We start from the raw sequence: 22,906 nt of genomic DNA, 5'->3' as shown, positions 1-22,906 counted from the left end.
CTTTCCGACCCGGTCACTTCGTGATGTTGTTCACGTTGTTCCCTGTCGATGGAGCGGCATTATAGGGAGTTCGATTTTAATGGCAAGCGAATAAATACAGTTTTATTTCGTTTGCCGTTTTTTTATCCAAAGACAGTTATTTTTGCGCTTTTGCTATAAAGGAAGGCAATGCAGCAAAGCTTTCCAGTACGGCGTCGGCTGCACTTTCACCCTGTTCGGTAACCGGCTTGCCGGTGCGTACTAAAATCTTATGGCCGACACCCGCCGCCGCAGCTGCCTGCATGTCTTCGAGTTTATCGCCCACCATATAAGATGAAGCCATATCAATATTGAGTTCCTCTTTGGCTGTCATAAACATACCTGGCAGAGGCTTACGGCAATCGCAAACCTGAGTAAACTCTTTAACGGTACCTTCGGGATGATGCGGGCAGAAATAGATGCCGTCGAGATCGACGCCTCTGTCGGCAAGCGACCAGTCCATCCACTCCGTCAGCGTCATAAACTGATCTTCGGTAAACTTACCGCGCGCGATACCGGACTGATTGGTAACTAATACCAATAAGAAGCCCATCTCTTTGAGTTTAAGGCAGGCATCAATAACACCATCGATAAACTGGAAATCATCGATTTCATGTACATAGCCGTGATCGACATTCAAAGTCCCATCACGGTCAAGAAAGATTGCTGAAACTGGTTGTGCCACGAATTTGCTCCTGATGGCGGGTTAACGGCATCAGTATCGCATGTTTTCACTGCTCGTGAGAACGCTAACCTGGTTGACTTAGACGTCTAGACGCCTTAGCATCCACGACATGCTTCGGGGAAGTGCTCCCGCAGAGTTAATTTCACCACGTCACGGCAAAAAGACAGAATAAAAAAAATATGATTAAACTTTCAAACATCACCAAGGTTTTCCAGCAGGGTTCGCGCCAGATCGTCGCGCTCTCTGACGTGAGTCTTCACGTCCCTGCCGGGCAAATTTATGGCGTAATCGGCTCATCTGGCGCGGGGAAAAGTACATTAATCCGCTGCGTCAATTTGCTGGAACGCCCGACCAAAGGCCAGATACTGGTTGATGGTCAGGATTTGATGTCCTTCTCCGAGAAAGCGCTGACCCGCGCACGCCGCCAGATTGGTATGATTTTTCAGCACTTTAATTTGCTGTCGTCACGTACTGTCTTTGGCAATGTGGCATTGCCGCTGGAGCTGGATAACCTTTCTTCTGCTGAAATCAAAAAACGTGTTTCCGAGTTGCTGAGCCTTGTGGGCCTGGAAGATAAACATGATGCTTATCCGGCCAATCTTTCCGGCGGTCAAAAACAGCGTGTGGCGATTGCGCGCGCTCTGGCCAGCAATCCTAAAGTCTTGTTGTGCGATGAAGCGACCAGTGCTCTTGACCCGGCGACCACCCGCGCAATTCTTGAATTGCTGAAAGATATCAACCGTCGCCTTGGATTAACTATTTTGTTGATCACGCACGAGATGGATGTCGTTAAGCGCATTTGCGATCAGGTTGCGGTGATCAGCGATGGCAAATTAATCGAGCAGGATAAAGTGAGTGAGATGTTCTCACACCCTAAAACCCCGCTGGCGCAGCAGTTTATTCAGTCAACGCTGCACCTGGATGTCCCGGAAGATTACGCCGTACGTCTGGTTCCTGAACCTGAAGCCGGTCGGGTACCTTTATTACGTCTGGAATTCACCGGCCAGTCCGTTGATGCGCCTTTGCTTTCAGAGGCCGTGCGCCGTTTCGACATAAACAATAATATTATCAGTGCTCAGATGGATTATGCCGGCGGCGTGAAGTTCGGGATTATGCTGACAGAAATGCACGGTGCAGAAGAAAACACTCAGGCAGCAATTCAGTTCCTGCATGAAAATCAGGTAAAAGTAGAGGTACTCGGTTATGTCTGAGCCAATGATGTGGTTAATGGGTCGGGGGATTTGGGAAACTGTCATCATGACACTGACCTCTGGCTTCTTCGGTTTCGTTCTGGGTCTGCCTTTTGGCGTGCTGCTTTACGTCACCCGTCCGGGGCAGATTGCAGAGAACAAAAACGTCTATCGCGTGATGTCTGCGCTGGTTAACATTTTCCGTTCTATACCTTTTATTATTCTGCTCGTCTGGATGATTCCGTTCACACGTCTGATCGTCGGGACTTCAATCGGTTTACAGGCGGCAATTGTCCCCCTGACCGTTGGCGCGGCGCCATTTATCGCGCGTATGGTTGAGAATGCGTTGCTGGAAATCCCAAGCGGTCTGGTTGAAGCCTCACGCGCCATGGGCGCCACGCCAATGCAAATCATCCGTAAAATCTTGTTGCCGGAAGCTTTGCCGGGTCTGGTCAACGCAGCCACTATCACGCTGATCACTCTGGTGGGTTATTCTGCTATGGGCGGTGCTGTCGGTGCTGGTGGATTAGGGCAAATCGGTTATCAGTACGGTTACATTGGTTATGACGCAACTGTAATGAATACGGTATTAGTCCTGTTAGTCGTTTTGGTGTATTTAATTCAGTTTTGCGGCGACCGCATCGTAAAAGCAGTCACGCATAAATAATGAAACAACAGCTGTAATAGCTAACCCTGCGAATAATTTTTATCCGCTTATTGAGGAAAGGACATGTCTAATAAATTTAAATCCATTGCAGTTGTCGGCGCGCTTCTGGGAACGCTGGCTTTAGTTGGTTGCGGGCCGAAAGAACAGGATCCTAACCATATTAAAGTGGGTGTGATTGTCGGTTCTGAACAGCAGGTTGCTGAAGTTGCACAGAAAGTCGCTAAAGAAAAATATGGGCTTGACGTAGAGCTGGTGACTTTCAACGACTACGTGCTGCCAAACGAAGCGCTGAGCAAAGGCGATATCGATGTTAACGCCTTCCAGCATAAACCTTACCTGGATCAACAAATTAAAGATCGTGGTTATAAACTGGTTCCGGTCGGCAATACTTTCGTCTACCCAATCGCCGGTTATTCTAAAAAAATTAAGTCTATCGATGAGCTGAAAGATGGCGATCAGGTTGCATTGCCAAACGACCCGACTAACCTGGGCCGTTCATTACTGCTGCTGCAAAAACAAGGTTTAATCAAACTGAAAGACGGTGTTGGCTTGCTGCCGACTGTTCTGGATGTCACTGAGAACCCTAAAAACCTGAAACTGGTTGAGCTGGAAGCACCACAACTGCCACGTTCACTGGATGATGCAAAAATCGCACTGGCTGTAATCAACACCACTTACGCCAGCCAGATTAACCTGACGCCAGAGAAAGACGGCATCTTCGTTGAAGATAAAGAATCTCCGTACGTTAACCTGATCGTTGCGCGTGAAGACAATAAAGATGCTGAAAACGTGAAGAAATTCGTTCAGGCTTACCAGTCTGACGAAGTTAACGCCGCAGCGAACAAGATCTTCAACGGCGGCGCGGTGAAAGGCTGGTAATTCGCGAATGTCAGGAACTCAGTATTTATCCTGATAATTACTCTCGCAAATATTCCTTTCACAAATAAATTCAAGGCGGGCTTATGCCCGCCTTGTTATTTCCTCAATACCTTGGTTCAATAACGCCACATTCTTTCCTGTAAACATATTAAAAAAGCAGAGGACATACCATGCGTGCTTTACCTCTCTGTTTGTCGGCACTTTTGCTGGCGGGTTGTTCCCTGACTCAACACACACAGCCAACAACCACTGCACCTGTTGTTAAAGAAGAGCCAAAACCTGTCAAACCAAAACCGGCTCCGGTTCGCCCTGCCCCCGTCAAACTGTATAAAGATGCTGAAGCTCTGGTCGGAACACCTTTCCGCGACCTGGGTGAAGTTTCTGGCGAGTCTTGCCAGAGCGATCAAAACGATACGCCACCAAGCCTTGCGGCTGCGCGTAAAAGAATGCTGACCCGCGCCTCTTATATGAAAGCAAATGCGGTGCTGTTGCATCAGTGCGAGATCGTCGGCGGCGTCCCTGGCTGTTTCCAGCAGGCAATTTGTCAGGGTTCGGCTCTGAATGTCACCTTTAAATGACCTCATTTTCTTTTGAGCAAATAGGGACCATTCATTCTCCCTACAAAGAGAAGTTTGCTGTTCCGCGCCAGCCGGGGTTAGTTCAGGATGGAGGCGGCGAATTACATCTTCATGCTCCTTATAACCAGCCCGAGGCCGTACGCGGGCTGGAAGATTTCAGTCATTTATGGGTGATGTTCATCTTTCATCAGACGATGGACGGGGGGTGGCGCCCGACGGTGCGTCCGCCGCGCCTTGGTGGCAATATTCGTACTGGCGTGTTTGCCACACGTTCAACTTTTCGCCCCAATCCGCTGGGCATGTCGCTGGTTGAACTAAAAGGCATTCACTGTCAGGGGCAGAGTGTGATTCTGCAACTTGGCAGTCTCGACCTCGTCGATGGCACCCCTGTTGTTGATATCAAACCTTATCTGCCATTTGCAGAAAGCCATCCTGAAGCCCGTGCGAGTTTTGCCCAACATGCGCCGCAAGCCGATATGCCCGTGGAATTTCTCCCTCAGGCAGTATCTCAACTGGCAAAACATGAAGGAAAATATCCGCATCTGCGCCGCTTTATTACACAGGTATTAGGGCAGGATCCGCGTCCTGCTTACCGCAAAGGTGAATCTGCTGAACGGGATTACGCCGTTCGCCTGCTGGAATTTAATGTCCGCTGGCGGGTTGTAGGCTCCCTGAATCAGGTAATGTCCCTCGACGAAGACTAAATTTCCTTTGCGTCTCTTTTGGCAACACCAACTCGCTGGTAAACTAAGCCACTTTTCACGTTTTGGCTGCCGCTGGCAGCCCGATTGCAATTTGCAGTGCTAACGGAACCAACACATCATGCGTACTACTCAATATCTGCTCTCTACACTGAAAGAGACGCCAGCCGACGCAGAAGTCATCAGCCACCAGCTGATGCTTCGCGCTGGTATGATCCGTAAACTGGCCTCCGGCCTGTACACCTGGCTGCCAACCGGCTTACGTGTTCTCAAAAAAGTTGAAAACATCGTACGCGAAGAAATGAACAACGCGAACGCCATTGAAGTGTCTATGCCGGTAGTTCAGCCCGCTAATTTATGGCAGGAGAGCGGACGTTGGGAACAATACGGCCCGGAACTGCTGCGTTTCGTTGACCGTGGCGAGCGTCCGTTCGTACTGGGTCCAACCCACGAAGAAGTCATTACGGATTTGATCCGTAATGAAGTCAGTTCCTACAAACAATTGCCGCTGAACTTCTTCCAGATCCAGACCAAATTCCGCGATGAAGTTCGTCCGCGCTTTGGCGTGATGCGTTCACGTGAATTCCTGATGAAAGATGCCTACTCGTTCCACACGACGCAGGAATCCCTTCAGGAAACTTACGATGCGATGTATGCGGCTTACAGCCAAATTTTCAACCGCATGGGTCTGGATTTTCGTGCTGTACTGGCAGATACCGGTTCTATCGGCGGCAGCGCATCACATGAATTCCAGGTTCTGGCACAGAGCGGCGAAGATGATGTCGTGTTCTCTGATTCTTCTGATTTCGCGGCTAACATTGAGTTCGCTGAAGCATTAGCGCCAACGACGCCACGCGCTGCAGCATCTGAAGAAATGCGTGTTGTTGAAACACCAGATGCTAAAACCATCGCTGAACTGACTGAACAGTTCCAGGTGCCGGTTGAGAAAACCGTGAAGACCCTGATGGTTCACGCTACCCCGGAAAGCGGCCATAAACTGGTTGCCCTGCTGGTTCGTGGTGACCATGAACTGAACGAGATCAAAGCCGAAAAACTGCCACAAATTGCTGCTCCGCTGACTTTCGCAACAGAAGCTGAAATCCGCGAAATCGTTGCAGCAGGCCCGGGGTCACTCGGCCCGGTTAATCTGCCAATGCCAGTTGTTGCTGACCGCACCGTTGCCGCTATGAGCGATTTCAGCGCTGGCGCAAACATCGACGGTAAACATTACTTTGGTATTAACTGGGATCGCGATGTTGCGCTGCCAGAAGTGGCAGACATCCGTAACGTGGTTGCCGGCGATCCAAGCCCGGACGGTCAGGGTACTCTGGTTATCAAGCGCGGTATCGAAGTTGGCCACATCTTCCAGTTGGGTACTAAATACTCAGAAGCGATGAATGCAACAGTTCAGGGCGAAGATGGCCGTAATCAGGTCATGACCATGGGCTGTTACGGCATCGGAGTGACCCGCGTGGTCGCTGCGGCTATCGAACAAAACCACGATGACCGTGGAATTATCTGGCCGGACGCCATTGCCCCGTTCCAGGTTGCGATTCTGCCAATGAACATGCACAAATCTTTCCGCGTGAAAGATGCGGCGGAAGCGTTGTACAAAGAACTGCGTTCACACGGTATCGATGTGATTCTCGACGATCGTAAAGAGCGTCCGGGCGTCATGTTTGCAGACATGGAACTGATCGGTGTTCCACACCACGTTGTGATTGGTGATCGTAATCTGGACGCTGAAGAGCTGGAATACAAAAACCGTCGCAGCGGTGAAAAACAAATGATTAAGCAAGGCGATATTGTTGAATATCTGCTGAGCCAGATCCCGCGTTAATATTTTAGCGACAGACGTTCGCCCATTAAAATGCCCGCATTGTGCGGGCATTTTTGTTTGTACAATCCGATAAAAGCTTAAAGGCTAAGGGCAAACTTTATTGGCATCAAAGCTGATATTCTTATCCGCAACAACCGCCCGTTGCATTTGCCCCTCTTCCATTGAAGGTTCTGTCATAAAGTGGCCGTCCATCGAGATGAAGACCAGCTGGTTCGGCGCTTTACGCGCAGCAAGGTAGCCAGCTTCCAGCGTTTTATTGGCAGACATCGGGAAAATATTACCCGTTGCGCAATCTTTAAAAGAGGCCGCATCGGCGCTGTATTGCATCATGCCGGTCAGTGCCATTGGCGTTTTAGGCAGGCTCTGCTGCACAGGTTTCAGCGTGTAGTTGAATGAAGAAACGATCGGCTCACCGCTGTGATCAAGCATTTCCAGATTTTCATCTTTTGGATGGAAATAGCGCTTCTCGCCATGGCTGTCAGTCAGCACCAGTTTATCTGCCGTGCGCGCCCAACGGCCGTAGCTGGCTAAGCTCTGATCGCCCTCTTTGCTGCCCTGATACACTTCCTGCAAGATGTAAGTCCCGTCCTGTTGCAGGAACAATGAGGTTTTTAAGCCGCTGCAATCTGCGCAAGGCAAAACACCGCTGTAACTTTGCTGCATCGCCTGAAGCGGTTTTTCATGATTGAAGGCAGCGGTGTGGCAGCCGAACAGTGACAGCGCCCCGAGCGCCAGCACTGCCGTGATAATGATTTTTTTCACAGTTTCTCCCCTACTGCTTTTTCCTTGTGCTGCGATAAAGATTGTCCTGCAACACGATTTAAGGCTGACGAATTTTGCCTCGTAATGCTTTTGTGGCACCTTTGCGCACTTTACTTTCTACGCGACGAATTTTAGACCCTTTGGTCGGCTTCGTCGCCCGGCGAGGTTTTTCTACCACCATCGCCTGCGAAATCAATGTACTCAGCCGGGCTACAGCGGCTTCTCGGTTCTGCTCCTGACTCCGGTATTCCTGGGCTTTAATGATTACCCAACCGTCGGCAGTAATAGAATGGTGATTGAATGCCAGTAACCGCTCTTTGTAATATTCTGGCAAACTTGACGCTTTAATATCAAAGCGTAAATGGATCGCCGTTGATGTTTTATTGACGTTCTGACCACCATTTCCCTGCGCGCGGATCGCCGTTAATTCGATTTCGCTGTCAGGGATTTCCAGTTTTCCGGAAAGGATTAGCACGCTGATTACCTTCCGTCATTTCCGGCAAACTCTTTCCATTCAGAAAAATGAATTTCCAAATTACTCTGAGCATCGGAAAGCCAAATAGTTCCGTCCTGTAAAGTTGCCTGTAAATCCATGGTCCTGCTGCCAAAAGCGGTCAGCTGATTCAGAAGCTCATCTTCTAAATATCGAATGCGAAGGTTGTTAAAACCTCTGACCTTCCCTTCAATTTGTGACCACCAGACTTTTGCCGCTCTCTCACCATAAGCGTAAAGCACGACTTCGCGCGATTGGTTACAGGCCTTTTTCAGACGCTTCTCATCCGGCAACCCTAATTCAACCCATAATTCGATGCCGTTATGATCGTTTTTACGCCAGATTTCAGGTTCGTCTTCCGCACTTAATCCACGGGTAAAAGTCAGGCGTTCATCTGCATGATAAATCCATGCCAGCAGACGCAGCATCATTCGTTGTTCTGTTTCTGAGGGATGCTGGGCCAAAGTCAGGTTGGCGTCATGAAAGAAATTACGATCCATATCAGCAATATTGATTGCTGCTTTATAAATTGTTGCTTTTAGCGCCATGGGAAACCTCTTGATATCAGACGCACAGTGTACTTGAAAGCGTCCTGCCTAAACCAGTTTTCCCCCGAGGGACCTTCTGAATAAAGGCTGTACGCAAACGATTTACCTTTACAGGCCTGCTAATAACTCACACTCTCCTGTGCTATAGTCGTTAAATACTGAGAGTTTATCTTTCTGCGCTTTCCTCAGAGGGATACGCTTTTTAGGGAGAACTTATGCAACAATACTGTGAGTTGGTACGCCGTAAATATTCTGAAATCGCCAGCGGCGATCTCGGATATGTGCCCGATGCGTTGGGTTGTGTATTGAAAGCATTGGACGAAGTGGCAGCGAATGCTGAGCTTCCGTCTTCCGTTAGGGACCAGGCGGCCTACGCCGCCGCTAACTTATTGGTGAGCGATTATGTCGATGAATGATGAGTACCAACCCATCAATTGTGATGACTACGATAATCTCGAGCTCGCCTGCCAGCATCACCTGGTTTTGACGCTGAAGCTGCGTAGCGGAGAAGTCGTTGAGGCAAAAGCCAAAGATTTGTTAATGCGTAAGAAAGTGGAGTATCTGGTGGTCGAGGCCAGCGGAGAACAACGCGATCTGCGGCTTGATCATATAGAAAGCTTTAGCCATCCGGAAATTGGCACGGTGGTCGTGAGCGCAGAATAAGCGAAAACCTCCGTGACTATGACTAACGGGCAATCTCAGGGTTGCCCGTTTACATTTCTGCAACCACCCCATTTCCTATTTAAGCGGCGTCAGACTGGCATAGTAAGCTGCCAGATCACTAACATCCTGCTCAGACAGTGATGACGTAAAAGCCTGCATGACACCCGCCTGCCCGCCGCTGCGTTCTCCTTTCTGATAAGCACGCAACGCCAGTGCAAGATAATCTTCATTTTGCCCGGCCAGATTAGGGTAAATAGCATTAACCGCTTTTCCCTTTGCGCCGTGGCATGCAGCACAACTTGCCGATTTAGACTGACCATCAGCACTGTTTCCCTGAGCCAGAACCGGTGAACTCAGCAATATCAGCGGCAATAACCCTGCCATTGCCCGCAACAAAATTCTCAGCATTACAACTCCCAAAATTAACCGCTTTCTATTTTATTGAGCAACCGGACCATAACAGCCGCCATTGTCCTTCGTTATTTTCAGCCAGTGCCTGACGGGTGATAAACCAGCCAGGTGCAGCAATAAGCTGTTCATTGTAATAAACCAGCGGAATGCGATCCCGTTGCCAGGGCGGCACGCCTAACTCAGACCACAACTTTTTCGCCTGACGGGCACGATCGCGCCCAACCTTTTCAATCATCCCGGAAGCATGAAAGCGAACGGTGATCGTTTCTCCCGCGCGCGGCTGGCGGATGACACAGCTTTCATCACCCGCATCACGAATTGCAGAAACTGATAAAACACCCAGAGCGTCAGGCAACAGAAGTTTGTCAGCAGGATCCCAGCTGATGACCTGATCCTTGAGGGATGAATATTGGGGCAACAGATACAGACGCTGGCGATAACGTCGCACAACAAAACTCCCAAGCTGAAGCTGCGCCTGTGCATCTTCACGGCTTAACGCCACTTCATCCCAAATTCTCTGGAGCTGTTCGCGGGAAGGCATTTTTGCTTCACGGCCAGCCAGCCAGCGGCGCAGCAGCGCGGAACGTCTTGCCGCCGAGAAACTCCCCATGCCCTCAACAGATAAACTTCCCCGTTCATCTGTTAACGCCGTCAGGGACTCACTGAGCAGTTCATCAAGCAGGGATTCCTGTTCCGCACATAACGAAGCGCTGCGGGCGGTGGATTGCGCGAAATGCGGCCAGCGCGCATAGAGCGAAGGAAGAATATTGAGTCGCAAAAAATTACGATCGAAACGGGCATCACAATTGCTGTCATCCTCGATCCACGTCAGCTGATGTTGATCTGCGTATTCCTCAAGCTGATCCCGGCTGAGATCGAGCAACGGCCGCATCAGCCGATAACCCAGTCCCATACTGTTCGCGCTCATCGCCGACAAACCCGCAGGGCCACTACCGCGTTTGAGCGCCAGCAAAAACGTTTCACACTGATCGTTAAGATGTTGCGCTGTCAGTAAGACTTCGCCTTCTTCCAGCTGTGTTGAAAATGCCTGATAGCGCGCAGCTCTTGCTGCCGCTTCAATCCCGCCATCACGGGCATTTACCTGAACCTTGATGACCGACAGCCCGATATTCCTCAGCTGACAAAAATCATGGCAATGTATCGCCCAGCCATCCGCAAACGGGCTTAATCCGTGATGCACATGTAATGCCCGCAGCCGTAAGTCCGGGATCTGGTTGTCCCGCAACTGCGCAAGACCAGCCAGCAAAACGGTTGAATCCAGACCGCCGCTAAATGCCACGCAAAGTTTTCGCGCAGACCCAATTTTGCTGCGCAGATGTTCAGTCAGAAACAGTGCTGACGGATGACGATTCATGAGATTACCGGGATTCGTAAAGCTCTAACGGCAGGCCGTCGGGATCGGTGAAAAAAGTAAACTGTTTGCCGGTATAAGGATCTGTTCTCACCGGTTCGCAAAAGACACCGGCGGCTTCCAGTGCACTGACGGACTGCCCGATATCTTCAACGCTGAACGCCAGATGGCGCAAACCGCAGGATTCAGGCCGGCTTGGACGGGCAGGTGGATTCGGGAAGCTGAACAACTCAATCGTATACTGGCCGTTCAGTGCCAGATCGGCTTTCCATGAATCACGTTCTTCGCGGTAAAACTCGCCAAGTAAGGTAAACCCAAGAATATCGCAATAGAAATGTTTACTGGCCTGATAATCAGAACCAATGACCGCGATGTGATGAACCTGGCGAAGATTAAGCATGATGATTTCCTGTTAATTCCTGCTGTGCACGTTACTCAGGGTGTTCGCAGACGTCAATAAAAAGCCCTCACGAAGAGGGCGGTTTGTTAACCCGCTTCCGGGAGTTTTAAAACTTTTACCAGATAGCGCCCGTCTTCTGTGAGACGGGTTCCATGAATATCCGTTTCAAATCCCGGATAACGCTCACCGATAGAACACAGCATGATCAGAAAATCGAGAACGGCCCGGCTCTCTTGCGTAATCATCTCACCGGGCATCACCACGGGCACGCCCGGTGGATACGGCAGAATCATATTGGCAGAGACTTTGCCAATCAGTTCGTCAATGTCGCACTCATCGATATGCCCGCGCACCTGATGCTGGAACATTTCATATGGCGTCATTTTCATTTCCGGCAACACATCAAAAGCCTCGATCATCAGACGTGGAAGATCATGGCGGACAATCAGTTTGTGGATCCCCTGAGCCAGATCCTGAATGCGCATATTACGGTAGAAATCCGGATCTTCTGCATAAAGGTCCGGAAGCATATTTTTGACCCGAAGATTAAGATCATAGCTGCGTTTGAAGTCCGTCAGCCCGCGCATCAGGCTCATGGATTTGGTTTTATCAATACCAATGCTGAACAGGAAAAGCAGATTGTACGGACCCGTTTTTTCCACTACCACGCCGCGCTCATCAAGGAATTTCGCCACCAGTGCCGCCGGGATCCCCTCTTCTTCGAGTTTGCCCATTTCATTCATGCCGGGCGTCAGGATCGTCACTTTGATCGGATCCAGATACATATGATTGGTATCGGCATCAGCAAAACCATGCCAGTTCTGATCAGGATTCAGCGGCCAGCACTCTGCTTCATCAATATGCTCAGGTTGCCAGATACCGAAGAACCAGCCGTCAGTTTCCTCACGCAGCCGTTGTATCTCATTACGGAAATGCAGCGCACGTTCCACAGAACGGTTGATGAGCCGCCGTCCGGGGTTTCCGCGCAACATAGCCGCCGCAGTTTCTGCCGACGCCACAATGCCGTAGTTCGGCGATGTGGTGGTGTGCATCATGTAGGCTTCATTAAAGGTGCTTTCGTTATAGTCGCCTTTAATGTGAATCATGGAAGCCTGTGAGAAAGCCGCCAGCAATTTATGCGTCGACTGCGTTTCATAAATCACTTTGCCGGGAACCCGCTCGCCACTCATTCCACTTTTGCCATCATAAATCGGATGGAAATTGGTGTACGGCACCCACGCGGAATCAAAGTGAATCGACGGTACATCCAGCGTATTTTTGATGTAATCCGTGTTGTAAAGCAGCCCGTCGTAGGTGGAATTGGTGATCACCGCATGCACGGGCCAGGTGGCATTTTCGGTCTGCGCGATCTTCTCTTCAATGCTTTCACGTGTGAATTCCCGTTGCGGGATCCCGCCCAGAATACCGTAGGCATTGCGGTTCGGACGCAAATACACCGGCACGATGTTGGTCATCATCATCAGATGCGCCAGAGATTTGTGGCAGTTTCGGTCAATCAGCACGGTGCTGCCCGCAGGCGCGGCGTACATCCCGACAATTTTGTTTGCCGTGGATGTGCCATTGGTAACGATATAGCTTTGCTCCGCCCCAAACGTTCGCGCGATGTATTCCTCCGCCTCTAAATGCGGGCCGGTATGGTCGAGCAGGGAACCGAGTTCCGTTACCGAAATCGACACATCCGCTTTCAGGGTCTTAGCCCCGAAGAAGTCATAAAAAAGCGTTCCGACCGGGCTTTTCAGAAAGGCCGTACCGGCCATATGTCCGGGCGTACAGAAGGTATATTTCCCTTCTTCCACATAGGTAAATAACGCTTTGGTCAGCGGCGGTGTGATGGTGTCGATATATTCATCGGTGTACTGGCGAATACGCTTGGCAATATCATCGGCAGCAGCCAGAGCATACTCGAAGAAATACAAGACCATACGCATCTCATTGACATCAACGTCCAGCGTGGAGTGCGTATTGATGAACGCGTAAAGCGGCAGGTATTCATTCAGTTCATTGATTTCCGTACACAGCTCTTCACTGTGCTGGTCCCAGTCGAAAATCGCCCCGCAGATACGGGCATTATTTTCGATGAGTTTCAGTAAGTCAGCACGATCGCGTGGATAAATAATCTGGAATCCGAGAAGCGTCAGCGCGCTATCCAGTTCACGGATTGGCTCATCTTTATAGTAGGCCCCTTCCGGGCGCATGATAGCGATAATATTCATCTGACAAATCCTTCTGTTGTATATCTCTCAGGTATTTATAGAAACACGGTTAACGGACGCTGTGTACCCTTTACCACCGGGTTTCGACCAAAAAGAGGGAATTTAAGAATGCAGGAAAATCTGAGAAGGAAAAACGGTCAATAAAAAAGGCTATGCCGGAGCATAGCCTTTCGCAATACATTGCTGATATCAGCAGTAACCGTAAGTCATCAAACGCTGATAACGACGGTTGCGCAGTTCTTCAGTGCTCAGAACATCCAGATCGCTCAGGTCAGCTTCCAGTTGTGCACGCAGAGAAGCGGCCATTGCCTCAACGTTACGATGCGCGCCACCCAGAGGTTCCGGGATCACGGAGTCGATCAGTTTCAGCTCTTTCAGGCGCGGAGCAATAATACCCATTGCTTCCGCAGCCAGAGGGGCTTTATCTGCGCTCTTCCACAAGATAGACGCACAGCCTTCCGGTGAAATGACCGAGTAGGTGCTGTATTGCAGCATGTTAACTTTGTCACCCACGCCGATTGCCAGAGCACCACCGGAACCCCCTTCACCAATCACGGTGCAGATAACCGGGACGTTCAGACGCGACATTTCGCGCAGGTTGCGGGCGATCGCTTCAGACTGGCCACGTTCTTCCGCACCCACACCAGGGTATGCACCCGGGGTGTCGATGAAGGTGATGATTGGCAGTTTGAAACGTTCGGCCATTTCCATCAGGCGTAACGCTTTGCGATACCCTTCAGGTGCAGGCATACCGAAGTTACGACGAATTTTCTCTTTGGTTTCACGGCCTTTCTGATGACCAATGATCATCACAGCACGTTCGCCCAGACGAGCAATACCGCCAACGATAGCTTTATCGTCCGCGAATGCACGGTCACCCGCCAGTTCATCAAAATCGGTGAAGATATGTTTGATGTAATCCAGGGTATAAGGGCGACGAGGATGGCGCGCCAGTTGGGCAATCTGCCAGGCACCCAGATCAGAGAAAATCTTACGGGTCAGTTCAACGCTTTTCTCGCGCAAGCGTGCAACTTCTTCGTCCAGATTAATATCTAATTTTTCGTCTTGACGGCTGACTGCAGTCAGCGAGTCAATTTTCGCTTCCAGTTCCGCAATCGGCTGTTCAAAATCAAGAAAATTCAGACTCATAGCATTCCTATTTTAGTCAAATTCCAGTTCCACCTGCTCACTACCGACCAGGCCTCGCAAATCCAGCAACAGTTTGTCCGTTGGCGTAACACGCCATGACGCCCCGAATCGCAGCCGGGCTCTTGCATTTTCTCGTTGGTAATACAGATGCACTGGTATCGTCCCCGATCGGTGAGGTTCCAACGATTGGCGGAGACGGTTCAAAAGCTGGTCATCAATTTGCCTGTCAGTCAGCGAGATAGCAAGACCGCGAGCATATTTTTCCCGTGCTTCACTGATGTCCATTACATCGCGGGCCATCATTTTAAGCCCGCCACTGAAGTCATCAAAGCTGACCTGTCCTGTGGCGATAAGGATACGGTCTTTTTCCAATAAATGCTGGAATTTTTCCAACGCTTCGGTGAACAACATCACTTCGAGACGACCGGAACGATCGTCAAGCGTACAGATCCCAATGCGGTTACCGCGTTTGGTGACCATAACGCGTGCAGCGAGAACCAGCCCCACTGCGACGGTCATTTTACCCCGATCCGTCGGGTGCATATCTTTCAAACGCTGTCCGCCGCCATAACGTTCGATTTCTTTCAGATACTGCGTGATCGGATGCCCGGTCAGATACAAGCCGAGCGTTTCCCGTTCGCCATCGAGCACCGTTTGTTCCGGCCACGGCATCACGTTTGAGTAAGATTTTTCAACCTGTTCAGGTGCTTCAGCCAGAACACCAAACATGTCTACCTGACCAATCGCTTCCGCTTTCGCGTGCTGATCTGCCGCTTTCAGCGCGTCACTGAGAGAACTCATCAGAGCGGCTCGATGCGGCCCAAGCCGGTCAAAAGCGCCGGACATAATCAGTTTTTCAAGAATGCGTTTGTTCAGCTTTTTGACGTCGGCCCGCGCGCACAAATCAAACAACTCTTTGAAATAGCCGCCTTCATTACGCGCTTCAATAATCGCTTCAATCGGGCCTTCACCCACGCCTTTTATCGCGCCGATACCGTAAACGATCTCACCTTCGTCGTTAACGTGGAAGTGATACAGACCGCTGTTGATGTCCGGCGGCAGAATTTTCAGGCCCATACGCCAGCATTCATCCACCAGCCCGACAACTTTCTCGGTGTTATCCATATCAGCGGTCATTACCGCCGCCATGAATTCGGCCGGATAGTGCGCTTTCAGCCATAACGTCTGGTACGACACCAAAGCGTAGGCGGCTGAGTGAGATTTGTTAAAGCCGTAACCGGCAAATTTCTCTACCAGGTCAAAGATTTTAATCGCCAGTTCGCCGTCAACGCCGCGTGATTTAGCGCCATCTTCGAAGCCGCCGCGCTGTTTAGCCATTTCGACCGGGTTTTTCTTACCCATTGCGCGACGTAACATGTCTGCGCCGCCCAGCGAATAACCCGCCAGAACCTGAGCAATCTGCATAACCTGTTCCTGGTACAAAATGATGCCGTAGGTCGGCTCCAGTACCGGTTTCAGGGACTCATGCTGCCACTGGATATCGGGGTAAGAAATCTCTTCACGACCGTGTTTACGGTCGATGAAGTTATCTACCATCCCCGACTGTAACGGCCCTGGGCGGAACAGCGCCACCAGTGCGATCATATCTTCGAAGCTGTCGGGTTTGAGGCGTTTGATCAAATCTTTCATGCCACGGGATTCAAGCTGGAAAACCGCTGTGGTTTCCGAGCGTTGCAGCATGTCGAAACTTTTCTTGTCATCAAGCGGGATCGCAGCGATATCCAGCGGTGCTTCACCCGCTTTTGCGCGGCGCGCGTTGATCATTTCCAGCGCCCAGTCGATGATCGTCAGCGTACGCAGGCCCAGGAAGTCGAACTTCACCAGCCCGGCATATTCCACGTCGTTTTTATCGAACTGTGTAACCGGATGATTACCTTCGGCGTCGCAATAGAGCGGCGCAAAGTCGGTAATTTTCGTCGGCGCAATAACCACACCACCTGCGTGCTTACCGGCATTTCGTGTAACGCCTTCCAGCTGACGCGCCATGTCGATAAGCGACTTAACTTCTTCATCCGCCTCATAAATCTCAGGCAACTGAGGTTCAGCAGCAAACGCTTTTTCCAGCGTCATACCCGGATCCGGCGGAACTAATTTCGAAATGCGATCGACGAAACCATAGGGATGACCCAGCACGCGGCCAACGTCACGGATAACCGCTTTCGCCGCCATCGTACCGAAAGTAATAATCTGCGAAACGGCTTCACGACCGTACATTTCCGCGACGTGGTCGATAACCCTGTCGCGTTTTTCCATGCAGAAGTCGACGTCAAAGTCGGGCATGGAAACACGTTCAGGGTTAAGGAAACGTTCGAACAGAAGATCGAATTCAAGGGGATCCAGATCCGTGATTTTCAGCGCATAGGCCACCAGTGAACCTGCACCGGAACCACGTCCCGGCCCGACCGGCACGCTGTTATCTTTCGACCACTGGATGAACTCCATAACGATCAGGAAGTAGCCCGGGAAGCCCATCTGGTTGATAACTTTAAGTTCGATATCCAGACGTTCGTCATATTCAGGCCGACGTTGCGCGCGGACTTCAGGATCCGGGAATAAAAACTCGAGACGTTCTTCCAACCCGATTTTCGATTTTTCGACCAGGAAATCTTCCGTGGTCATATCGCCCGTCGGAAATTGCGGCAGGAAGTATTCGCCCAGACGGATTGTTACGTTGCAGCGTTTGGCGATTTCAACACTGTTTTGCAACGCTTCGGGAATATCTTCAAACAGCTCGCACATTTCGTCTTCACTGCGCATGTATTGCTGCGAAGTGTAATTGCGCGGGCGTTTCGGATCATCAAGCGTAAAGCCATCGTGGATGGCTACGCGGATTTCATGGGCATCAAAGTCCGTCGGGACCATGAAACGTACGTCGTTGGTGGCCACAACGGGCAAACCGCGCTCCGTCGCCAGCGCCACGGCGGCATGCAGATAGTTTTCTTCCTCTGCGCGACCGGTGCGGATCAGTTCTAGATAATAACGATCGGGGAAATATTGCTGATAGAACTCCAGGCATTGCTCAACCTGCGGGCCATTTCCGCGGATCATGAACTTGCCAACATCGCCCATTTTCGCGCCAGAAAGCAGGATCAGCCCTTCATTCAGCTCAGCCAGCCACTCGCGGTCAACAATCGGGCCCGCCGCGCCATAGCCGCGCTGATAAGCACGGGAAATGAGCAGTGTCAGGTTCTGATAACCCTGATTGTTCATTGCCAGTACGGTCAGCTGCGCAAGTTCATCGCCGAGGATTTCACTTTGAACATTCAGGTCTGCGCCGATAATCGGCTTAACGCCTGCGCCGTGCGCCGCACCGTAAAATTTCACCAGCCCGCACAGGTTGGTGAAATCGGTGATAGCCAGAGCAGGCATGCCGAGTGACGCTGCGCATTTCACCAGCGGCCCCACTTTCGCGAGGCCATCCACCATGGAATAGTCGCTATGTACGCGCAGATGAATAAAACGAGGTTCGGCCATATCCAGAGTCCAGAAATATGTGAATTAAGAGTTTATGTGCCCGCTAATTTATAAATAAAAGTCAGGGGCAGAAACAAAGTGACGCGCTAGGCCAGCCCGAGTGCGCGTTTTACCGGCGCAAAACTGCGGCGGTGATGTGCTGTCGCACCAAGCCGGGCGAGACTTTCAAGATGCACCGGCGTCGGATAGCCTTTGTGTTTCGCAAAACCATATTCAGGGAACTGCAAATCCAGTTCAACCATTTCGCGATCGCGGGTCACTTTGGCAAGAATGGATGCCGCGCTGATTTCAGCGACTTTACTGTCACCTTTCACCACGGCCTGCGAAGCCATTGGCAATTTCGGGCAACGGTTGCCATCAATCAGCACCATATCCGGCGTCAGTGCCAGGCCGGCAACGGCTCTTTGCATGGCAAGCATCGTGGCATGCAGGATGTTCAGTTCATCAATTTCATGCGGCTCTGCCCGCCCGAGACTCCAGGCCAGCGCCTTTTCTTTGATTTCAATGTATAACGCTTCGCGACGTTTTTCGGTGAGCTTCTTTGAATCCGCCAGCCCCATAATCGGGTTGGCAGGATCGAGGATCACCGCAGCCGTCACCACTGCGCCGACCAGCGGACCGCGGCCAACTTCATCCACACCGGCAATACACACGGCCTGCGGATAAACAAATAATTCACTCATCGGTTTGCCAGCTCCATTACGGCCTGAGCGGCCTGCTCATCAGCATCACGGCGAATGCTTTCATGCAATTCCAGGAAAATTTTACGCAATTCCTCGCTTTTTTCATCACCCGCCAGTAACGGCAGAAGTGCGGCAGAAAGCTTTTCCGGTACGCATTCGGTTTGCAGCAATTCGGTGACAATTTCCCGTCTTGCCAGCAAGTTTGGCAGGGATACATAAGGGGTTTTCACCAGACGCTCCGCCAGCCAGAACGTAAAAGGCTTCATGCGATAACCCACGACCATCGGGCATTTCGCCAGCATACACTCGAGCGCGGCTGTGCCAGACGCAAGAAGTGCAGCATCGCTCGCAATCATCGCTTCACGCCCTTTGCCATCGAGCAAATGCGCAGGCAGGTCAGGCGCAATCTCAGCCTTGATACGCTCGAATTGCTCGCGACGCCTGGCGTTAACCAGCGGCACCACGATGTGCAAATCAGGATAAGTCTGTCGCAGCTGTAACGCTGTTTTCAGGAAATCCGCGCTGAGCATTTCGACTTCGGCATGGCGGCTTCCCGGCAATAATGCCAGGCAATGGACATCATCAGGGATCCCAAGCGATGCACGAGCCGCCTGCTTGTCCGGATGCAAAGGCATGGCATCCGCCATCGTATGACCGATGAAGCGGCAGGGAACGTTAAATTTGTCGTAAAACGCTTTTTCGAAAGGCAGGAATGCAAGAACTAAATCTGTCGCCTTGCCAATTTTGAATACACGCTTTTGTCGCCAGGCCCACACTGACGGGCTGACATAATGGATGGTACGGATGCCGCGCTGTTTCAGGCGGCCTTCCAGTGTGATATTGAAGTCGGGAGCATCAATGCCCACGAAAACATCTGGCTGAAGTTCGCTGAAACGTCGGGTGAGGTCTTTGCGGATTTTCAACAGGCGTGGCAGCCGTTCTAAAACTTCCACCACGCCCATCACAGCCAGCTCTTCCATTTCGTACCAGGCTTCACATCCTTCCGCCTGCATCAGCGGACCTGCAACACCTACAAAACGGGCATCAGGATGATGTTTTTTCAGGGCTCGGATCAGCCCGGCGCCAAGAATGTCACCGGACGTTTCACCGGCCACCAGGCCAATTGTCAGAACAGGCTTTTGCATTGTTTTCCGTAGCGCAGATCAGCGAATAATGCCGCGGGTAGAGCGGCTAAAGAAATCACTGAAAGGTTTAGCTTTCGGGAATTCAGCGGCGATTGCAGCGATTTCCGGTTGTGCTTCTTCCAGCGTTTTACCGCTGCGGTACAGTAACTTGTAGGCATTACGGATTGCGTGCAGATCTGCTTTCTCAAAACCACGGCGCTTAAGACCTTCGATATTGATACCGAAAGGTGTCGCATGGTTACCCTGCGCAATGACGAACGGAGGGACATCCTGGGCAACGCCAGAACAACCACCTACCATCACATGCGCGCCGATGATGCAGAACTGATGCACTGCGGTCATGCCGCCGATGATCGCAAAATCATCAACTTCAACGTGGCCGCCAAGTGTCGCGTTGTTCGCCAGAATACAGCGATTTCCAATGACACAATCGTGGGCGATATGTGCGTTAACCATCAACAGGTTATCGCTGCCCACTTTTGTCAGACCACCGCCCTGAACGGTACCACGGTGAATGGTAACGCTCTCACGAATATTGTTGCGATCGCCGACCTCAACGCGTGTTGGTTCACCGGCATATTTCAGATCCTGGTTAATTTCACCAATGGAGACGAACTGGAAAATGCGGTTATCGCGACCAATTTTGGTCACGCCATTAAGAACTACGTGTGATTTAAGCTCAGTACCTTCTCCGATTTCTACCTGGGAACCCACGTAGCAGAAAGGACCGATATGCACTCCGGCACCGATAACGGCACCTTCTTCAACAATAGCGCTTGGATGAATAAAGGCGGTTTTGTCAATCATGTATTAAGACTCCCGGCGACGGGCGCACATCATTGATGCCTCGCAAGCAATCTCACCATCTACTTTTGCGACACCTTTAAAACGAGCAACACCACGACGCTCTTTAATGAATTCAACTTCCAGAACCATCTGGTCACCCGGAAGGACCGGACGTTTAAAGCGTGCATCATCGATTGCTGCGAAGTAATACAGTTCGCCTGGCTCCAGTTTACCCACGCTTTTAAATGCCAGAATACCGGTGGCCTGAGCCATCGCTTCCAGAATCAATACGCCTGGGAAGATAGGTTTGCCCGGGAAATGGCCCTGGAAGAACGGTTCGTTAAAAGAAACGTTTTTCACAGCACGCAAAAATTTGCCTTTCTCAAAATCCAGCACGCGATCAACCAGTAAAAACGGGTAACGGTGTGGCAATAAATCCAGTATCTCTTCAATACGCAGAGTATGAGTGTCAGTAGTCAAAATACTCTTCCTGTCTATAAAAAACTGATGGCATCAATAACACGGCCTGCCAGACCCCAAAAAAAGGTCATCAGGCAGGCCGCAAATAGGAACGTATGTCGCAGGTTCACTCAACAAAGGGAACACAAAGCGTCACCGTAAATGGTAATTAATCTTTTTCGATTTTACGCTCGACAGCTTTCAAGCGCTTATTCATCTCATCAATATTCATTACCAACGCAGCCGTCTTACGCCAAACTTTATTCGGTTGTAACGGAATACCGGAGGAGTATACCCCAGGTTCAGTGATTGGTCGCATCACCATTCCCATTCCTGTTACGACAGCCTGGTCACAAATCTCCATGTGACCGTTGATAACACTGGCTCCACCGATTTGGCAGTAGCGTCCAATTTTCAGACTACCGGCCATAATAACACCGCCAGCCACCGCCGTATTGTCTCCAATCACGACGTTGTGTGCAATCTGGCATTGGTTATCAATGATAACTCCGTTGCTGATAATGGTGTCATCCAGCGCGCCGCGGTCAATCGTGGTGCACGCACCAATTTCTACGCGATCGCCAATGATGACGGTGCCCAGCTGAGGAATTTTGATCCAGTTGCCGCGGTCGTTGGCATAACCAAAACCGTCAGCACCGATCACCGTACCTGACTGAATCAGGCACAACTCACCAATTTCTACGCGGTGATAAATAGAAACGTTGGCCCACAAACGTGTACCCGCGCCTATTTTTGCCTCTTTACCGATAAAGCAGCCTGCGCCGATGACAACATTGTCACCCAGCACAACGCCCGATTCGATGACTGCATTTGCGCCAACCGAGACATTCTTACCCAATGAAGCACTGTCTGATATCACCGCGCTCGCAGCAATATCCTGTGCCGGTGCTGGCGTAGTATCCAGCAACTGCGCCATACGCGCGTACGTCAGGTAAGGGTTTTTAACCACTAATGCCGCTGTAGGGCAAAATGGCAGATCCGCTTCCGTCAACACTACGGCACCTGCATGACAGGAGGCCAACTGTTCACGGTAGCGGCTGTTTGATAAAAACGTGATTTGCTCAGAGTGTGCGGAATGCATTGAAGCAACGCCGGTGATGGCAATTTCGCCATCACCGTGCAATTGTGCATCCAACTGCTGTGCGAGATCAGTCAGTCGAATTGAAGACATGTTTATTTAACCTGTTTCAGCACATCAGCAGTAATATCTTTGTCATTGCTTGCGTATGCAATAGCGTTTGCATCAATAACAACATCATAACCTTCTTTGCTGGCAACAGATTTCACAGCGTCCTGAATACGGCTCAGGATTTTGTTACGTTCTTCGCCCTGGCGACGACGGTTATCTTGCTCGAACTGCTGCGCTTTAGCTGAGAAAGCTTCGCGCTGAGCCATAACGTCTTTTTCGAGTTTAGAACGATCGCTGGCTTTCATGGTCGAGCCATCACGTTGCAGACGTTGCATTTTGGTTTGCAGATCACGTTCCTGAGATTGCAAATCAGTTGCACGACTTTTGAACTCGTTTTCCAGTTGTTTAGCCACAGCTTCGCGAGCTGGCATCTGTTGGAAAATGCTAGCGACGTTAACGATAGCAATTTTGTCAGCAGCCTGAACGCTAGCTGAAGAAGCCATAACTAAACCGAGGCCTGCGGCATATAACCACTTTTTCACTATAAACTCCTTCCATCACCCGTTTGTGCCAGATGGCACAGTAAATTACACAAAAC

At 50.7% G+C, this 22,906-nt stretch carries 24 protein-coding genes; 8 read left to right on the top strand and 16 right to left on the bottom strand.

What is annotated here, in order from left to right:
* Positions 1–136 precede the first annotated feature (136 nt).
* Positions 137–703, bottom strand: a complete 567-nt coding sequence (gmhB, locus tag J8X26_RS13520; RefSeq protein ID WP_152326545.1) for a D-glycero-beta-D-manno-heptose 1,7-bisphosphate 7-phosphatase — start codon at positions 701–703, stop codon at positions 137–139.
* Positions 704–882: 179 nt separating this feature from the next.
* Between gmhB and metN the strand changes: the two genes are divergently transcribed.
* The 6 genes from metN to proS all read left to right on the top strand — a co-directional run bounded on the left by metN (position 883) and on the right by proS (position 6,558).
* Positions 883–1,914 (top strand): methionine ABC transporter ATP-binding protein MetN, encoded by a 1,032-nt coding sequence (metN, locus tag J8X26_RS13515; protein ID WP_208951111.1) that lies wholly within the window; start codon positions 883–885, stop codon positions 1,912–1,914.
* Positions 1,907–2,560 carry a methionine ABC transporter permease MetI gene (locus J8X26_RS13510; protein ID WP_104924647.1) on the top strand — a complete coding sequence of 218 codons (654 nt, stop codon included), beginning with the start codon at positions 1,907–1,909 and terminating at the stop codon, positions 2,558–2,560. The genes metN and J8X26_RS13510 overlap by 8 nt, the downstream gene beginning before the upstream one ends.
* Positions 2,561–2,623: 63 nt before the next feature.
* The gene (locus J8X26_RS13505) at positions 2,624–3,439 is read left to right on the top strand and encodes a MetQ/NlpA family lipoprotein (protein WP_104924646.1); all 816 of its coding nucleotides are present in this window, start codon (positions 2,624–2,626) and stop codon (positions 3,437–3,439) included.
* A 170-nt stretch (positions 3,440–3,609) separates the two neighbouring features.
* Complete coding sequence (gene rcsF / locus J8X26_RS13500) at positions 3,610–4,017, top strand: Rcs stress response system protein RcsF (RefSeq protein ID WP_152326543.1); 408 nt, start codon at positions 3,610–3,612, stop codon at positions 4,015–4,017.
* Positions 4,014–4,721 (top strand): tRNA (N6-threonylcarbamoyladenosine(37)-N6)-methyltransferase TrmO, encoded by a 708-nt coding sequence (gene tsaA / locus J8X26_RS13495; RefSeq protein WP_208951110.1) that lies wholly within the window; start codon positions 4,014–4,016, stop codon positions 4,719–4,721. The genes rcsF and tsaA overlap by 4 nt, the downstream gene beginning before the upstream one ends.
* A 118-nt stretch (positions 4,722–4,839) precedes the next feature.
* On the top strand, positions 4,840–6,558 hold the full coding sequence (gene proS, locus J8X26_RS13490; protein WP_208951109.1) for a proline--tRNA ligase: 1,719 nt from the start codon (positions 4,840–4,842) through the stop codon (positions 6,556–6,558).
* 84 nt (positions 6,559–6,642) lie between these two features.
* On the opposite strand, the gene nlpE is transcribed toward proS, so the two are convergent.
* The 3 genes from nlpE to J8X26_RS13475 are packed head-to-tail and all read right to left on the bottom strand — an operon-like array spanning position 6,643 to position 8,361.
* Complete coding sequence (nlpE, locus tag J8X26_RS13485) at positions 6,643–7,320, bottom strand: envelope stress response activation lipoprotein NlpE (protein WP_208951108.1); 678 nt, start codon at positions 7,318–7,320, stop codon at positions 6,643–6,645.
* A gap of 58 nt (positions 7,321–7,378) precedes the next feature.
* A complete protein-coding gene (arfB, locus tag J8X26_RS13480; protein ID WP_165061789.1) occupies positions 7,379–7,795 on the bottom strand; it encodes an alternative ribosome rescue aminoacyl-tRNA hydrolase ArfB in 417 nt (138 codons plus the stop codon).
* Between the two features lie 5 nt (positions 7,796–7,800).
* The gene (locus tag J8X26_RS13475) at positions 7,801–8,361 is read right to left on the bottom strand and encodes a YaeQ family protein (RefSeq protein WP_152326538.1); all 561 of its coding nucleotides are present in this window, start codon (positions 8,359–8,361) and stop codon (positions 7,801–7,803) included.
* 215 nt (positions 8,362–8,576) lie between these two features.
* On the opposite strand from J8X26_RS13475, the gene J8X26_RS13470 reads away from it, so the two are divergent.
* Both J8X26_RS13470 and rof read left to right on the top strand, forming a co-directional pair.
* Positions 8,577–8,777, top strand: a complete 201-nt coding sequence (locus J8X26_RS13470) for a YaeP family protein (RefSeq protein WP_015696108.1) — start codon at positions 8,577–8,579, stop codon at positions 8,775–8,777.
* Positions 8,764–9,024 carry a Rho-binding antiterminator gene (gene rof / locus J8X26_RS13465; protein ID WP_101079200.1) on the top strand — a complete coding sequence of 87 codons (261 nt, stop codon included), beginning with the start codon at positions 8,764–8,766 and terminating at the stop codon, positions 9,022–9,024. The genes J8X26_RS13470 and rof overlap by 14 nt, the downstream gene beginning before the upstream one ends.
* Before the next feature lie 75 nt (positions 9,025–9,099).
* Here the strand turns inward: rof and J8X26_RS13460 are convergent, their stop codons facing one another.
* The 12 genes from J8X26_RS13460 to skp form a co-directional block, all read right to left on the bottom strand.
* Positions 9,100–9,432: a cytochrome c gene (locus J8X26_RS13460; RefSeq protein WP_152326537.1), complete on the bottom strand. Its 333-nt coding sequence runs from the start codon at positions 9,430–9,432 to the stop codon at positions 9,100–9,102.
* Positions 9,433–9,457: 25 nt separating this feature from the next.
* On the bottom strand, positions 9,458–10,810 hold the full coding sequence (tilS, locus tag J8X26_RS13455) for a tRNA lysidine(34) synthetase TilS (RefSeq protein WP_208951107.1): 1,353 nt from the start codon (positions 10,808–10,810) through the stop codon (positions 9,458–9,460).
* Positions 10,811–10,814: 4 nt separating this feature from the next.
* A complete protein-coding gene (locus tag J8X26_RS13450; RefSeq protein ID WP_165061784.1) occupies positions 10,815–11,207 on the bottom strand; it encodes a VOC family protein in 393 nt (130 codons plus the stop codon).
* An 86-nt stretch (positions 11,208–11,293) separates the two neighbouring features.
* Positions 11,294–13,441 (bottom strand): lysine decarboxylase LdcC, encoded by a 2,148-nt coding sequence (locus J8X26_RS13445; protein WP_208951106.1) that lies wholly within the window; start codon positions 13,439–13,441, stop codon positions 11,294–11,296.
* Between the two features lie 189 nt (positions 13,442–13,630).
* Positions 13,631–14,590, bottom strand: a complete 960-nt coding sequence (gene accA / locus J8X26_RS13440; RefSeq protein ID WP_013574209.1) for an acetyl-CoA carboxylase carboxyl transferase subunit alpha — start codon at positions 14,588–14,590, stop codon at positions 13,631–13,633.
* A 12-nt stretch (positions 14,591–14,602) separates the two neighbouring features.
* A complete protein-coding gene (dnaE, locus tag J8X26_RS13435) occupies positions 14,603–18,085 on the bottom strand; it encodes a DNA polymerase III subunit alpha (protein WP_152326533.1) in 3,483 nt (1,160 codons plus the stop codon).
* A gap of 86 nt (positions 18,086–18,171) precedes the next feature.
* On the bottom strand, positions 18,172–18,768 hold the full coding sequence (gene rnhB / locus J8X26_RS13430; protein WP_208951105.1) for a ribonuclease HII: 597 nt from the start codon (positions 18,766–18,768) through the stop codon (positions 18,172–18,174).
* Positions 18,765–19,913 (bottom strand): lipid-A-disaccharide synthase, encoded by a 1,149-nt coding sequence (gene lpxB / locus J8X26_RS13425; RefSeq protein ID WP_208951104.1) that lies wholly within the window; start codon positions 19,911–19,913, stop codon positions 18,765–18,767. Before lpxB ends, rnhB begins: the two co-directional genes overlap by 4 nt.
* 18 nt (positions 19,914–19,931) lie before the next feature.
* A complete protein-coding gene (gene lpxA, locus J8X26_RS13420) occupies positions 19,932–20,720 on the bottom strand; it encodes an acyl-ACP--UDP-N-acetylglucosamine O-acyltransferase (protein WP_165061772.1) in 789 nt (262 codons plus the stop codon).
* A 3-nt stretch (positions 20,721–20,723) separates the two neighbouring features.
* Positions 20,724–21,179: a 3-hydroxyacyl-ACP dehydratase FabZ gene (gene fabZ / locus J8X26_RS13415; RefSeq protein ID WP_095923207.1), complete on the bottom strand. Its 456-nt coding sequence runs from the start codon at positions 21,177–21,179 to the stop codon at positions 20,724–20,726.
* 148 nt (positions 21,180–21,327) lie between these two features.
* The gene (gene lpxD / locus J8X26_RS13410; protein WP_208951103.1) at positions 21,328–22,350 is read right to left on the bottom strand and encodes a UDP-3-O-(3-hydroxymyristoyl)glucosamine N-acyltransferase; all 1,023 of its coding nucleotides are present in this window, start codon (positions 22,348–22,350) and stop codon (positions 21,328–21,330) included.
* A gap of 2 nt (positions 22,351–22,352) precedes the next feature.
* The gene (skp, locus tag J8X26_RS13405) at positions 22,353–22,850 is read right to left on the bottom strand and encodes a molecular chaperone Skp (protein ID WP_056781728.1); all 498 of its coding nucleotides are present in this window, start codon (positions 22,848–22,850) and stop codon (positions 22,353–22,355) included.
* Between the last annotated feature and the right edge of the window lie 56 nt (positions 22,851–22,906).

It is taken from the genome of Rahnella sp. ChDrAdgB13 (assembly GCF_017655185.1).
Lineage (GTDB): Bacteria > Pseudomonadota > Gammaproteobacteria > Enterobacterales > Enterobacteriaceae > Rahnella > Rahnella contaminans.
Note: the sequence above shows the minus strand (reverse complement) of the source record. Positions and strands in the feature narration are given on the sequence as shown.